At 38.6% G+C, this 14683-nt stretch carries 15 protein-coding genes; 7 read left to right on the forward strand and 8 right to left on the reverse strand.

All coding sequences use genetic code 11. The annotated features are described in order from the left end of the window. Nucleotides 1-8: 8 nt before the first annotated feature. Nucleotides 9-359: a YciI family protein gene (locus AC1DDK_RS17040; protein WP_172662858.1), complete on the reverse strand. Its 351-nt coding sequence runs from the start codon at nt 357-359 to the stop codon at nt 9-11. A 205-nt stretch (nt 360-564) separates the two neighbouring features. Between AC1DDK_RS17040 and AC1DDK_RS17045 the strand changes: the two genes are divergently transcribed. Next, entirely contained in the window at nt 565-1083 is a 519-nt protein-coding gene (locus AC1DDK_RS17045) for a protease (RefSeq protein WP_288879291.1), read from the forward strand. A gap of 24 nt (nt 1084-1107) precedes the next feature. On the opposite strand, the gene AC1DDK_RS17050 is transcribed toward AC1DDK_RS17045, so the two are convergent. Next, nucleotides 1108-2265, reverse strand: coding sequence for a sensor histidine kinase (locus AC1DDK_RS17050; RefSeq protein ID WP_288879290.1), 1158 nt, complete (start codon nt 2263-2265; stop codon nt 1108-1110). Between the two features lie 314 nt (nt 2266-2579). Between AC1DDK_RS17050 and AC1DDK_RS17055 the strand changes: the two genes are divergently transcribed. From AC1DDK_RS17055 to AC1DDK_RS17065, 3 genes are all read left to right on the forward strand, one after another. Continuing rightward, nucleotides 2580-2771, forward strand: coding sequence for a cold-shock protein (locus AC1DDK_RS17055; RefSeq protein ID WP_048905563.1), 192 nt, complete (start codon nt 2580-2582; stop codon nt 2769-2771). Nucleotides 2772-2920: 149 nt separating this feature from the next. After that, nucleotides 2921-3592, forward strand: coding sequence for a DUF6766 family protein (locus tag AC1DDK_RS17060; RefSeq protein WP_172662855.1), 672 nt, complete (start codon nt 2921-2923; stop codon nt 3590-3592). A gap of 26 nt (nt 3593-3618) precedes the next feature. Then, nucleotides 3619-3822, forward strand: a complete 204-nt coding sequence (locus AC1DDK_RS17065; protein WP_288879289.1) for a KTSC domain-containing protein — start codon at nt 3619-3621, stop codon at nt 3820-3822. 40 nt (nt 3823-3862) lie between these two features. Here the strand turns inward: AC1DDK_RS17065 and AC1DDK_RS17070 are convergent, their stop codons facing one another. The 3 genes from AC1DDK_RS17070 to AC1DDK_RS17080 all read right to left on the reverse strand — a co-directional run bounded on the left by AC1DDK_RS17070 (nt 3863) and on the right by AC1DDK_RS17080 (nt 10171). Further along, nucleotides 3863-4537 (reverse strand): competence protein CoiA family protein, encoded by a 675-nt coding sequence (locus tag AC1DDK_RS17070; RefSeq protein WP_172662853.1) that lies wholly within the window; start codon nt 4535-4537, stop codon nt 3863-3865. A gap of 137 nt (nt 4538-4674) precedes the next feature. Further along, nucleotides 4675-7308, reverse strand: coding sequence for a DNA ligase D (ligD, locus tag AC1DDK_RS17075; protein ID WP_337716175.1), 2634 nt, complete (start codon nt 7306-7308; stop codon nt 4675-4677). Between the two features lie 76 nt (nt 7309-7384). Further along, a complete protein-coding gene (locus tag AC1DDK_RS17080) occupies nt 7385-10171 on the reverse strand; it encodes a glycosyl hydrolase (RefSeq protein ID WP_477633984.1) in 2787 nt (928 codons plus the stop codon). Between the two features lie 174 nt (nt 10172-10345). Here AC1DDK_RS17080 and AC1DDK_RS17085 point away from each other — a divergent pair, with 174 nt between their 5' ends. Next, nucleotides 10346-10744, forward strand: coding sequence for a VOC family protein (locus tag AC1DDK_RS17085; protein WP_216854477.1), 399 nt, complete (start codon nt 10346-10348; stop codon nt 10742-10744). 231 nt (nt 10745-10975) lie between these two features. On the opposite strand, the gene AC1DDK_RS17090 is transcribed toward AC1DDK_RS17085, so the two are convergent. From AC1DDK_RS17090 to AC1DDK_RS17100, 3 genes are all read right to left on the reverse strand, one after another. Beyond that, complete coding sequence (locus tag AC1DDK_RS17090; RefSeq protein WP_288879286.1) at nt 10976-11104, reverse strand: hypothetical protein; 129 nt, start codon at nt 11102-11104, stop codon at nt 10976-10978. Further along, entirely contained in the window at nt 11101-12228 is a 1128-nt protein-coding gene (locus AC1DDK_RS17095) for a redoxin domain-containing protein (protein WP_477633985.1), read from the reverse strand. Before AC1DDK_RS17095 ends, AC1DDK_RS17090 begins: the two co-directional genes overlap by 4 nt. Nucleotides 12229-12343: 115 nt before the next feature. Continuing rightward, entirely contained in the window at nt 12344-13084 is a 741-nt protein-coding gene (locus tag AC1DDK_RS17100) for a PRC-barrel domain-containing protein (RefSeq protein WP_172662848.1), read from the reverse strand. A gap of 119 nt (nt 13085-13203) precedes the next feature. Here AC1DDK_RS17100 and AC1DDK_RS17105 point away from each other — a divergent pair, with 119 nt between their 5' ends. Continuing rightward, entirely contained in the window at nt 13204-14043 is an 840-nt protein-coding gene (locus AC1DDK_RS17105) for a 3-keto-disaccharide hydrolase (protein ID WP_477633986.1), read from the forward strand. Nucleotides 14044-14075: 32 nt separating this feature from the next. Next, entirely contained in the window at nt 14076-14675 is a 600-nt protein-coding gene (locus AC1DDK_RS17110; protein ID WP_477633987.1) for a Crp/Fnr family transcriptional regulator, read from the forward strand. Nucleotides 14676-14683: the final 8 nt, after the last annotated feature.

Raw genomic sequence — 14683 nt, forward strand, 5'->3', positions numbered from 1 at the left:
AACTATGATTATCCCTCGGGATCACTAGCCATCCTTATTTCTACATTTCCGCCGAGTTCGAGGATTGGGCAACTCTGTGCAATTTCAACCGCCTCTTCATAATTTTCTGCCCTGACAATAATTAGTCCGCCAATAGACTCTTTAATTTCCACAAAAGGACCGTTTATCACATGCTTGTTTGACTTCACAACTTTACCAGCGATATCCCAGCGTTGTAATGGCCTGGAAAGTTTGTTCTGTGCAGCAATGCCGCCAAACCAGTTTTGCCACGCTTTAATGGAATTTTGCAATTCCTCTGGAGAAGGTTGAGCATCCTTATTGGTAAAATCTCTTCTGAAAATCAATAAAAAATCATTCATATTCTTTAATTTTAATTATAATGTAATACAAGCCAATGACAACCGAATGAGTAAAGTTGGACAATTTTCAGTAATTTCGGAATGCTTATGACATGACAAACGAAAATTGATAATTAGACATTGTGGAAGATTTTTTTTATTTATAAAGTTTGTAGCGTTAAGCAATCATTAAACGTTTGTGGTTAGGTAAAGCAATATCATATATATGAAACAAATACACCTACTGCTGTCTACAAGTCTACTGCTACTGGCTTCATGTGGCACGAATAAAGAACAAAGCAATGGAACAGCTTCAACAGCAGATACTATTAATAAAATAGACACAGTTGCCAATACACAAATGACTGCCCGCATGAGCATGAAGCCAGTTATTAAGGCTGGCGACTCTCTTGAGCTTCGGTTCACGGTTTATAACCCCTCTGTTAAGCCACAATCGTTCTGTAAATGGCATACTCCTTTTGAACCACCAATGAGCAAATATCTAGATATTAAAGACGATAAGGGCGCTGAAGCCAGGTATCAGGGAGCAATGGCCAAACGCATCATGCCGCCTCCTGCCGATAGTTACATTGAAGTTAAACCCGGTGATAGTCTTAGTGTAAAGGTAAATATCAGTAAAGCTTATTTGCTAGATAAACCGGGTACCTATATTGTTAGCTACAACGCGCAGGAAATCAGTGGACTTGCTGTTAAAGATTCGCTTACTTTCATTTATAAAAAATAAAAACCTGAAGTTCGGCGGTGACGTTTAATCAATATAAACAGGTAGTATAAAATAAAATGTGGATCCTTTACCGGGCTGACTCTTCACTCTGATTTCACTGCCGTGCAGTTTCAGTATTTCTGATACCAGATGAAGCCCGATTCCGAAACCCGAAACATTCTTCATCTGCTCATTTTTTACACGATAGAAGCGCTCAAACAATCGAGGCTGGTCAAGTAGATCAATACCCACCCCCTGATCGGTAAAATTGATTGAAACGTTGTTTTGTTCACGTGTGCAATCAATGCGTACAAAAGTTCCTGCCAGAGAGTATTTAACAGCATTGCTTAGCAAATTACTTAAAACCTGGCTGATTTTCTCCCGGTCTGCATACATCTCCAGGTTAGTACATCCCTGGTATGTTATGATGTGACCGGGGGCGAGAATCTTAGCTTCTGCCATTAAATCATCCATCAACTGGACCAGCGTAAATCTGGAAAGGTTGAGTGACATTTTACCGTCCTCCAGCCTGGAAAGATCTAAAAAATCATGGATCATTGCGACCATTCTTGTTGTTTGCACTTCTGCCCTGGAAAGTATGTTTTCCGTAAATGCATCAGACGAATTCCTGGCTTTGGCCAAAGCCAGTTGTATATAAGATCGCACCGAAGTTAATGGGGTTTTAAGTTCATGGCTGGCAATGGCAATAAAATCATTCTTACGCTGTTCTTCTAGCTTTTTATCGGTAATGTCACGGGCAATTTTAGATAAGCCAATTATTTTTCCAGTAGTATTTTTAACAGGTGATATGGTTAAGGAAACATCTATCAGCCGCCCCTGTTTCGTAACTCTTTGGGTTTCGAAATGATCTACACGCTGACCGCTTTTGAGCACACTTAAGATTTTTGGCTCTTCTTCTGCCCTATCTTTTGGAATTAATTTCATTATCGATTCACCAATCATTTCTTCGGCACTATAGCCAAAGATACGTTGGGCGGAGAGGTTCCAACTGGTTACAACTCCATTAAGATTTTTACTAATAATTGCATCATCAGAGGAGTCAACGATGGCGGCAAGCATCGCACTTCGTTCCTCTGCAAGTTGCAAAGCAGCCAGCAATGATTTCTGTTCCTGAATATTGGTACTCAATTCAGTTGGTCCAAGCTCATTGGTACTACTGTCCGCTGCCTTAAAGTTACGCATAGTGATCCTTCATGTTCAAACACCTTGCCAGCTTATAAAGAAACTTCAGTAGAGGTTTGCCTGATTGAATGGATCAGGTATCCATAAGTTCTAAAGCGCTTTTTTGACAAAATGAAACTCCCCATAAGGTATGAATTTTTTCAATTGTCTTAGCAAAATAAAAATGAATCAAAAAGCAGTCATTCAGACACCAGTTTTAAGCGTTTAGTTTATTTTTGTTTAAAATTTGTTAAACAATTTGAGCTCCAGCATGTTTACAGAAATTACAAAGCAATCAGATTATTAATAAATTATCAACCTAATTACAAAACAACATGTCAGAAGGAACAGTAAAATTTTTCAATGAGTCGAAAGGATTTGGCTTTATCGTACCGGACAACGGGGATCCGGAAATCTTTGTCCATGTCACTGGTCTGATTAGCCCGGTAAGAGAAAAAGACAGGGTCAGCTTTGAGGTTGAAAACGGAAAGAAAGGAATCAACGCAGTCAAAGTAAAGAAAATCTGAAACCTGAAAAAACAAAAAAGCATCTTCAAATCAAGATGCTTTTTTGTTACGCTTTCTGTTAAGCTCTGTTTTGTTTATAGATTTATGATATTATATAAACAAAATGTCCTGCCAATGGTTATACCATTTTACTTATTTTCAACCACAAGATGAACAAAGTATTTAAAAAACCTTCGTATTTATATCGCAACGGGCTAACTATTGTTTTCCTCTTCTTGTTTGTAATTACCCTTTGTGCGCAGGCATTAACCGGCTGGAGGCAACACAACCGGGACTTGAAGGAAGAGCACGCCCCACAGCTCAATATAGGCACTTATCTCAAAAGTGGGCACTTCATATCAGCAACCTTTGAGAATTTTGAAAGTGAATTTCTGCAGATGGGAATGTATGTAGTGCTTACCATATTTCTGCGTCAGATTGGCTCAGCAGAATCCAAAAAACTTGATGAAAAAGAAGAGGTGGACCGGGAACCCTTTCCTCATCCGGATGCGCCATGGGCAGTAAGAAAGGGAGGATGGATACTCAAACTTTACAGTAATTCCCTATCTATTTGTTTTTCAATGCTGTTCTTTTTGAGTTGGGGTTTCCACCTGTATGGTAGTTGGAAGAACCATAATGTAGAACAGGTTTTTAAGCATCTCCCTGAAGATACCGTCTGGTCCTATCTGGCTGAACCGGAATTTTGGTTTGAAACTTTTCAGAACTGGCAGAGTGAGTTTCTTTCAGTAGCTTCAATAGTATTTTTAACGATTTATTTGCGCCAGAAAGGATCTTCTGAATCTAAGCCTGTGGATGCCCCTGATAGGCAAACAGGAAAATAGCACTCTGCTACTTAAAGAAATAAATTATGCCATCAAGTGTGATTCGATATTTTACCTATGACATGGAAGCCACTACATTATGTATCACTTTTGTATCCGGAATGTGCTATAAATATAAAAATGTTCCTCCTGAAATTTATCATATGCTAAAAGCGGCCGGGTCAAAAGGCCGATATTTTAATCAACACATCAGAAATAAATTCAAATACAAAAAAATAAAGAATTTTTAGTGTTAGATACGTTAGCAGCCCTACGGCCCTTATAGATGGACTATTTAACTATGAACCTGGCAATGAATTCCTTTCGCGGGATCATATGTAGGTAAGGATAGTTTCCCGATAGCTGCTTTCGTTGTTTGAGCTGATAAAGAAAGTGTCCTCCCAGATCAACAATAATGGGACATTTTGCTTGATACCATACCCGATGGGGATGTTTCCAGCAAAAGGAATAATAGTGGCTGGTTAGCTGTATATTCTTCAGTTCAGGATGATAGAAATTTAATATTTTAGGATGCCCTTTTCTTCCTAGCAAGTCAGACTTTCTGATCATAGAAAGATGATCGCTATGGCAAAACTCAAAGTCGGCAAGTTTGGGGTGATCCACATCTGGTAAATGCTTCAAAATACGGAAGCCTTTAAATTTTTTTCCGTTCAATATCCATATCAGTTTCGGATAAAAAGCTTCCCTGCTTTCCAGCTCTTCAATACAAATAGGTGAATTTTGGAACTCAAGGGTTGTTCCGCATGGAGTGTATACATCAGCCCGATGTTGTTGTTCTGTAACCTCGTCCCAAAAGCAGACTTCTCTGAATGAGGGAGGAAAAGCCATTTTCCAGCCCCTATGCCAAGGCGTTTCCCCGTACAACCTCAATTGCTGTGTTTCCTGATGGATAATAACAGGTTGGGATGTAACTTTCTCAGGAAATACTAAAGCATTAAAATCCATAAAAAACAAATGCCTTGAATTTTAGCAGGCATTCAAACTTAAGCTAATAATATTAGTATTCAAAAAATTAAATAAAGAATCAGAAGTTTTAAAAAGATCAAGTAATCCTGACTTAAGTATAAGGATGGCCTAATAAGTTATCCAAACACGTTTTTCGCTTTGTTAATCGCAGCCGTTAAATCAATACCTTTTCCCAAAGCACCTTTAAAGAGATCACCAGTTTCTTTTATCCTATCCACAGCATTGAAGATCGTAAAATCATCCATGGTCATTCCAGGTTTAACTTCATCCCATGCCAGAGGCATGGAAACAGTTGCCCCTGGCTTCGGCCTAAGCGAATACGGACAGGCAATGGTGGCCCCTGGTCTGTTCTGCAGAAAATCCAAATACATTTTTCCTTTACGGTTAGCGACCATTCTTTCTAATGTAGTAAACTCAGGGACCTGCTGATGCACCAAATTGACAATAATCTTGGCAAACATTTGCGACTGATCATAGTCATACTTTGCCGCAAGAGGAATATAAATATGCATACCAGTAGAACCAGATGTCTTCGCGTAACATGGTATTTTAATCTGGTCCAGAACTTCTTTCACCATTTGTGCCACCTGAATCACCTGATCGAATGTATTCTTATCAGGATCCAGATCAATCACACAATAGTCTGGATTGTCTGGAGATTGACTCCTGGAAAACCACGGATTCATTTCTATACACCCTAACGATGCCATCCAAAGTAAGGCGGCTTCATCGTTGCCCAATAGGTATTCCTTATGTTCGCCATCACCTGTGGTATAAGGAAATGTATCGGCCCAATCAGGTGCAATCTCTCTAACATCTTTCTGGTAAAAACCCTTGCTATGAATTCCACCCGGAAAACGATTTAATGACATAGGCCTATCTTTCAAATAGGGAAGAATATAATCGGCCACCTGATAATAGTAATTAAACATCTCTCTTTTGGATACCCCATCTTCAGGCCAGTAAAGCTTGCTTAAATGTGTAAACTTCAATTCATGACCTTTAATTTTTCGTACCTGCGTTTCATCTTTGGGATTAAGCAACGTTTTACGCCCTGTAGCCTTTGGAGGCTTGATAGTATTATCTTTCATATCATTCTCTACTATAGCTTTCGTCTCTATCTCGGTTTCTCTGATCACATCTTTAGCTTTTTTATCAACGCGCATGCCTTGGAAAGATGGATGGCGAAATACACCGTCATCTGTCACCTCTGCAAAGGCGACCTCACAAACCAGTTCCGGCTTAAGCCAGGTTACTTTGGTTTTTGGTGGATTGGGCCTGAAGCGAGAAGGTTTATTGACATCAGGGATTTCCGAAAATGGACTTTTATTGGTAATTAATGGCCGGAATTGGGCCATCATTTCTTTTTGCGCCAGATCATTGAAGCCTGTCCCCACCTTGCCAACGTAGTGCAAATGACCGTTTTCATACACTCCTAACAACAGAGAACTAAATTCCCTGGGTGTATCATCATTTTTTGTGAACCCGACAACCACCACCTCCTGGCGTTTATTGGCTTTGATCTTTAGCCAATCTTTAGAACGGTTATTCTTAGTATACAGACTGTCTGCTTTTTTAGCAATAATGCCTTCCAAACCCATTTTTATGGCCGCCTTAAAGAACTCAGTACCGCTTGCCTTAAAGATCTGACTTAGCCTTACCCGATCGTCATTTTGAGGCAAAACCTCTGCTAATATCTCCTGGCGTTTACTAAGTGGAAGATCAGTTAAATCCCTGCCGTCATACCATATCAGATCAAACACATAATAAACCAATTCACCATCGGCTTCACTACGCCAGTTCTGAAGCGCTCCAAAATTAGAAATTCCTTTATCGTTAATCACCAGAATTTCCCCATCAACTACCATGTTCTGTTTCCAGCTTTGTAATATTTGGAAAATAGGATAAAACTTCTCATTGAATTGCTTATTGTTCCTTGAAAGCAGTTGTACATCCCCATTCTTCAGGCAATACCCCAATGATCGATAACCATCCCATTTGACCTCATAAATCCAATTGGGATCATCAAAAGGCTCATCTACTAGTGTAGCAAGCATTGGCTTCATACCAATCGGGATTTTAGATTTCTTGGCTTTTTTCAATAAAGTTTTGACGTCAGTAGAGATTTCAATGGACTCTACCTGTTCATGGCCATTTTGCCAGACCTTATCGCTCGTCTTTTCGACTTGTTTAATCGTCTTTTCCGAAAGTACGGATTTGTCTTTTTTAGTAATATCAGTTGTAGAAGCATAATCGTCTTTATGCTTAATTAGCAGCCAGCCATTCTCTCCCATCCCGTTTGTCTTCACCAGAGCATATTCTCCTTTTAATTTGCTGCCATGAAGTATTATTTTGAGCGAGCCGGAATGCAACTGTTCCAGTAAATATTTCTCCTGCGCCTTTTTACCCCTGATCTTTTCAATGGGTTCATAAGTTCCCTGATCCCAGACAATTACGGTACCCCCTCCATACTCCCCTTTCGGGATAATGCCTTCGAAATTTTTGTAGTCAAAAGGATGATCTTCTACCATCATTGCCAGACGCTTGGTTTTTGGGTCTGTTGAGGGACCTTTGGGAATAGCCCAGCTTTTCAGCACGCCATTCATTTCCAACCGGAAGTCATAGTGCAGGCGAGTAGCATCATGTTTTTGAATTACAAACTGAAGTTTTCCCGATGTTTTTGCTTTACCCGAGTTAGGCTCGGATGTTTTATTAAAATCACGTTTTTTATGATACTGTTTTAAGCTCATGATCTAAGGTTTGCCAATATTTAACACTTATAGCGAACCAAAGTTTTTAATCATATGAATACAACTGTTTTTATAACTAATAATAAGGTGTTATTGAAACAGGACCAGTAAGTCCAGAAGGCATAACCTTCCAGGATGAAGCGTCAAAATCCTTATAATTAATATTCACAAAGTTAATCTCATGATAATTCTTCCATTTGATTTTCTTAATATCCATATCTCTAATGCGGTTAGCCATCAAATTCACAACTTCTATTTTAATCGTATTTTTGCCAGGGATCAGAAATTTTCCTATCCGGGCCTGAAAGGGAATACTCCATATAATGCCAACTTCCTTTCCGTTTATCCATACCCTGGCACTTTCGTTTACCTTACCTAAATCCAAGACATATTCCTTTGCAGACTTTGATTCTATGTTAAAGGTAGATGAATATACCCCCGTTCCCGCAAATGCAATTGACTTTGGGTCGCCTGAATCAGTCCAGGAGCGTAAAGTGTTTAATGTTTGATCTGGAGGCAATTCAGGGCCTCCCTTAGTAAAATGGAGAATCCATTGCTTATTAAGGGCTATTGCTTTTTCTGGCTTGTCCAAATATACCCAATAGCTAGCCGTTGTTTTAGGGCTCTTATCAACTCTTAAAAAAAGAGTTTGGCCTGAGCTTATCTGAATCCGTACTTTGTTTTCTTTTTTAGTTGCGGTCCCGATAACTTCTGTCTGTGGATCAAGGATAGTGACATACCCTTTTTCATTGAGTGAAAGGGTTGTATCAATCAATTTGGAACTGTGATTTACCAAATAATAATATTTTCCGGATGCAATTTGTCTTCTGGTAAACTCCAGACCTGAATCGACAAGCGTTTCTCTTTTGATTCTATTGAAGTTTAAAATTTCTTCAATATTATTTCCAAGAAAGATAATGCCTTTTCCAGTAACATATTGTTTAAAACCGGGGGCTGAATTCTTGAATGTTAGTTTTGAAAGGCTTGCTTTCAACATTTTTCTTCGCTCTTCCAAATCAGATAAACCGGGAACATCCTTGGGCAACTGCTGAAAAATCACAATAGCTCCATTGTAAGCTAACCCGATAATTTTGTCTAGCGTCTCAGGATTTATCATTTCACATTCAGGAACGATTAATGTTTTATAGGCTGTTCCATTTTCTGATGTGCTGAGTAGCTTATTGTTGACCGTTGTTTTCCTTAATAGCCTGTCTGAGGCAAAGTCAAATGAATAGCCGATTTTTGAAAGCTGCTTACACAGCTTGTAAAATGAGGTTGGATGTAACCATTTATCTACATCATGAACTTTTAAGGTCATTTCCATACCTTTTGAATTATTCCAGACATCATAAATGGGCCAATAGATAAGTAACTCATTGTCTGGTTTTCCAMTTTGTAATATGGACTGACATCTGGCTATATAATCGTTCAAACCTTTGGCTTGCGGCCACAGGCTATTATTTGGATTCATTTCTACCGAGGCATAGAATAACCATCCAGGCCAAGGAATATTCGATGGTGAGTTTGTTGTTCCATGATAAAATATATGGTTGATACCCGAAAGAAATAGTTGCTCAACCTCGGGTTTGCACTGCGAAAAAGAAGTTTTGAAATGCTCGGTAAGCCATGTGAACGTTTCTGAGGAAATTAATGTTTTGCCACCTGTATTCGCTGCTGAGGAAGCAAATTTGCTCATTATTGGATCTGGGTCAACATTTCTAATGTCGCCAGAATCTCTGCGGAGGCCCACGATGGGAAAATAGCTGGAGCCGAAGATTTCTGTTTCTGGAATATCAACCGCACCATAAAGATCAAGAAGATTTCCAGGGGAACCATGAGATTGATTTTTTGTTAAGGATTTGAGGTTATGGGCCCAGTTTGTCCAGTTTTGAGTGAAATTTTCAAGTAAAAGTTCATCCATCGTCTCACGGTAATCCGACTTCAGACGTGCTACGATTTCTCTTGTGCTGTCATTATTTCCACTGTCTGCAAGTTCGCGAATGTAATTTTCCAGATCATATCCCCGGGCTTTCTTGAAATGAGCTAAGAATGTTGGCGTCCAGCTAGCACCATATACTTCATAGCTATCATTAAAAAAAGCCCTCACTCCCTGTGGTCTTTTCCCAAAAGCATCCGCAAATCTTTTGAGGTAAACATTAACTGAATTGCTGTCGAGATGATCTAAGGTGAATCCCTCGCCTCCTGGTGCTGCACGCTTAACTTTTTGATGTGTTTTACCTGCAAAAGCGGCGTAAATTTCCCAACGTCCAGATGTTGGAGACCAGTTTAGTAGTTTGCTGACTTGTACAAGAGGAAAGAGATTCAATACCTCTCCGCTTTCGCCATAAGCCGTTAAGGCTTGCAGTTCTGCAAGGTCCTGTCCATCTTCTTTAACCGTAATCGGCTCATTTAGCTTTTCTCCTGCATTTAAGGTGAACTTACGGGTAATGAGTTTTGTAGCTGCATTTTCAGGCTTTATGTGGGGTCCTCCGAAAGGCCAGCCAGTACCGGTATTCATATCTACTTCCATTCCCAGTGAATTTGCTCTGGTAACTGTGAAATGAAGTGCTGATAGCCATTCAGGGGAAAGAAAATTGATATACTTGTTCTCATATCCCACTGCTCCGTAAATAGGCGTAATTTCTACACCTCCAAGTCCTGCCTGACTATACTGTTGCAAAACCAATTCAAGATCTTTATCGTTTACTGCATTCCCCATCCACCACCATCTTGTCCATGGTTTCATTTGATTTTCTATAATGGGCCAACCGGCAGGTTTTTCAATTCCAGAAGTTTGGGCGTCTGCAAGATTGAAATTCAGCGAATATAAAAAAGTAAAAAGAATAAATATTTTGGTTTGCATTTGATGGTAATTTGATTAAAAAACTTGTTAAAAAAAACATTTATTCCAAAACTCTTTATCTATGCCTCCAGTAATTACACTTCGTTAAAGTAAAAATTTTACACAAAATCATCAAAATAACTGGTTTCTTTTGTCACATATCCATAAGTTTGGTTAACCAAAGAATATACCTTAATGATGAGAACACAGATCAATGCAGTTACTATTGCAGCTCAAGACTTGCTTAAACTTAAAACATTTTACATAGATACTTTTGGCTGGGAAATCCAGTCTGAAAGCACGGATATTGTTATGTTTAGGCTCAAGCATGGTTTGTTGCTAAGCATTTACCAAGCGGAAGACCATGCTCGTTATTTAGGTAGTGAACCAGTTACAACGGAAATCCTACCTAAAGTTTACCTAACTATCTATACCGGATCTTTAAAAGAAACAGATGAGCTGTTTATGGAGCTGGAAAGTAAACAAGTTAATATTATTAAAAAACCAGCAAAAGTATTTTGGGGTGGGTATGCTGGAATAATAGCCGACCCGGAGCACAATTACTGGGAGATTTGCTTTAACCCATTCATTTAATAGTGGCGTCATTATTAACTTTAATGATATACTCAATATTTTATGGGTTTCCTTAAAAAATGGCTAAAATGAATGTTAATCTAATTCTTTCATGAAAGTGTATTAAATAGTTGATATAAAAATAATTAAATATATTTAATAGAAGTGATTGTAGAGGTGAATTGGAAAACCTTACTTCTTTGTGGTTAGTCAGATATTGAGATAAAAATTATCGTTATTGAGTATGTGAGACTAACAGTAAGCATCTAGCATATTGATATGAAACTCCTGATACCATTTGTCTTTATGAGGTGTAGAGGCCTCATCAATGCCATCTGGAGTTCCCATTAAGAAGAACTTAATTAAAATATTCAGTATCATTTGGTTTTTGAATCCAGCAACTCCAGCAACTTATTCTGCAAATCAGCACCTCGCAAACCTTTGGCAACTATCTTTCCTGAGGGATMTAATAAAAAATTACCGGGTATAGACCTTACACCATATAATTTAGCGACTTCATTATCCCAATACTTAAGATCTGAAACATGTGTCCATGTCAATTTATCATCTTCAATTGCTTTTAACCACGCATCCTTTTTACCTGGCTGATCTAATGAAATACCCAACACAGTAAATCCTTTGTCTTTAAATTTTTCGTAAGCTGCAACCACATTAGGATTTTCGCGGCGGCAGGGCCCACACCATGAAGCCCAGAAGTCTAACAAAACATATTTCCCTTTAAAGTCCGAGAGCTTCACCGGGTTATCATAGATATTATTCTGGGTGAAGTCAGGCGCTTGTGAACCAATTTTAGTCCTTTTTGCAGCAGCAAATAGAACTCCAACTTGCTGGCCGTAGTAAGTTTGACGAATTCCAGACGAGAGATTTTGATACACTTTTTCCGCATCACTTTGTAATGTTTCATCAGAAGCCAACTGTGAAAGCACTGTTAGACTAACGAATGAATTTGGATGCCTACTTGCAAAGTCCAGATATATAGGAAATAACTCAGCGGAAGTGTTGTCATAACGCTTATAGAATCCTTCAAGGAAGGGTTCATCTTTTTTCTGTTCAACAGTGAATTTTGCATATTCTTCTCCAAGCGAAGTAAGTTTATCCTGTACCTTTTTTGACGCCGCTTTAAGCAAATAATTATCTGCATTAACTTTTGATCCATTGATCAGGGAATGTTTTAATGAGTCAGTGCCGGTAAGTTTTATGTTTCCAGGTTCGATATAAAATGATAGTACGTCTACCCTATTTCCCTTAATCGCATCTTTTCTGTAAAGAGTACTTTTTAATGGATCTTTAATGCTCCCATTAAAGTTAAATTTTCCATCAGTAACTATTGCTGAGTCTGCTTTGTTTTTCCCTTCTACACTGTAAGTAAGAAAAAGTTTTTCTCCTGTTCGGAGTCCTTTGATCTCTCCACTAAATGTAAATGGTTGCTGAGCAACAGCTATCAGAGGTAACATGCCGCCAATAAATGATAGTATTTTTTTCATATTAATTGTTCAACTAAATTTGATACAAAACAAATATAAATAAATACTACTAAATTAATAGACTTTATTGAAACTTCCCTTTGAATAGAAAATTTTGGCGTAAAGTAATCTTAACCTATTTATCGTAATGCCGGAAAAGGTCTGTTTCATAATTTTCAGCCATGGGTTGGTCAGGGTCATACTTCGGGCTATTTTTTACCGCTTCCACCGAAACATCTACTTCCACAGACGAGTCTGCCCAACTAACCTCTTTTATCCATTCGGGCGAAAGCAGAACTTTTTTCCCCGGAAACCAGCTACCGGTATCGACAATCAGAAAACGGATTCTCCAATACTCATCGACAATAATATCAGCTACTTTGCCTATCTCTCCATTCGTGGCGTGGATGTGATACCTTTTAACTTCGCTGATGCTGCGCAAATGAGGATCTCCAGGCTCTTTTTTATTACGCGCTGCGATGGACGCCTCTAAAGGCACTCTCGATTCAATCATTCCTGCCATACCCAGTTGCCCATAAAATCCTCCGCCTGTAGGATCGCCGTATGGCCATTCGTAATGGCTGTATAAGGCGAGCTCTTGCTGGCGGGATACAGGCTTTTCTGTATCTATGTCGGGACTCTCTTTAATTTGTTGCTTGGTGAGTTTAATCGGAAAGGACTTGTTTTTCCAATCAGGATCCTTCAAGGCTCCCGGAGAAATAAGTACTTTACGGTCCATTAGCCAACCGCCTGTTTTTACAATGAGGTAACGTATGGTCCAAGTTTCATCATCAAAATAAAACTCATCAACTTTCCCAATTTCTCCGTCGGTAGCACCCATAGTGAAACCGATCAGACTTTTTATATTATGTAGCATAATTTTAGTAATTAGGATTCAATAACTATCTCATTTCATAAAACAATCCAGGTTTGGATTTGTTCATCCACTTTGAATCATAAAAATCTGTATCTTGAATAGATTTAAAATAACCTGATATGAAACTTTTAAAACTCCTGCCGATACTTTTGTTAGGGATATCAGCCCTGGGCTTTACCACGCAAAAGACCCCATCCTGGCAAACGMTTTTTAATGGAAAAGATCTGAAAGAATGGGATACCTACCTGGCTCCCGATTATGATGACTCAGGTAAACCCCTTACAGGTATACCCATTGGTTTAAATAATGACCCTAAGAAGGTATTTACAGTGATAAAACAAGGCGAAGAAAATATCATCCGCATCTCGGGTGAAAGCTGGGGTGCAATCTCTACCAAAAAAGAATATGAGAATTACCATTTACAACTACAGTTTAAATGGGGAAATCTGAAATGGGGACAAAAGAAGAATTCGAACAAAGACAGTGGGTTGCTATATCATTCGGTAGGTAAATATGGGGCTGATTATGGGTCATGGATGCGTTCACAAGAATTTCAGATTGATGAAGGTAACTGTGGCGATTATTGGGGAGTTGCTGGTGGTGCAGCAGATATTCCTGCAATTAAAGAAGGGAAAAACTATACTTATCGTCCGGAAGGAAAGCTTATTAGCTTCCGAGAAGACAGCCAGATCGGTAGATTCTGTAAAAAAATGAGTGATGCAGAAAGACCATCTGGTGAATGGAATACAGTTGATTTATACTGTTATGGAGATACTAGTGTCCATGTGATGAATGGCAAAGTAATGATGGTCCTTTACCGCAACAAGCAAATCGATGACGGAAATGAATCACCACTAAGAAAAGGGAAAATTCAAATACAATCGGAAGGTGCAGAAGTCTATTATAAAGGAATAAAGATTCAGCAAATAACCAGTTTACCTGCAACTCTCTTGAAATAACACGCACTATGGCTAAATTTTAAAACATAAAAGTGATTAACGAAGAACTATACCTATCAACATTTAAGACTATCATAGGGAATTACCATACAATTTCTGAAGAATCATTTTCATTACTCGTATCTCTGATCCGTATACAGACCATTAAAAAAAATGAATTCTTATTAAAAGAAGGACAGATATCCAAGTCATTATACTTTGTCTGTAAAGGAGCGCTTATCGCGTATTTTAGTGATGTGCAGGGAAATACCTATAATAAAAATATTTTCCTGGAGCGGCAATTTGCAGGTTCTACCGTTTCCGCATTGCTGAAAATTCCATCCCAATTTACGTTACAGGCAATAGAAGACAGTACAGTTATTACGATCAATMATGAAAAATACAAGGAACTTATCGACCAGCGGGACGATTTGAAAAATTTCTATATTGCTTATCTCGAAAAAAATTGGGTTATAGATAAAGAACAGCGAGAAATATCTATCGTAATGGAAACCGCCAGTATCCGCTACTTAAAAATGCTGGCAAAACATCCGGGTATCGACAAAAGGATTCCATTACAGCATATCGCTTCCCATTTAGGAATTACGGCAACGCAGCTAAGCAGAATCAGAAGGGAAATAAAAAATAAATAGACCAATCA

It is taken from the genome of Pedobacter sp. 05T44 (assembly GCF_056395985.1).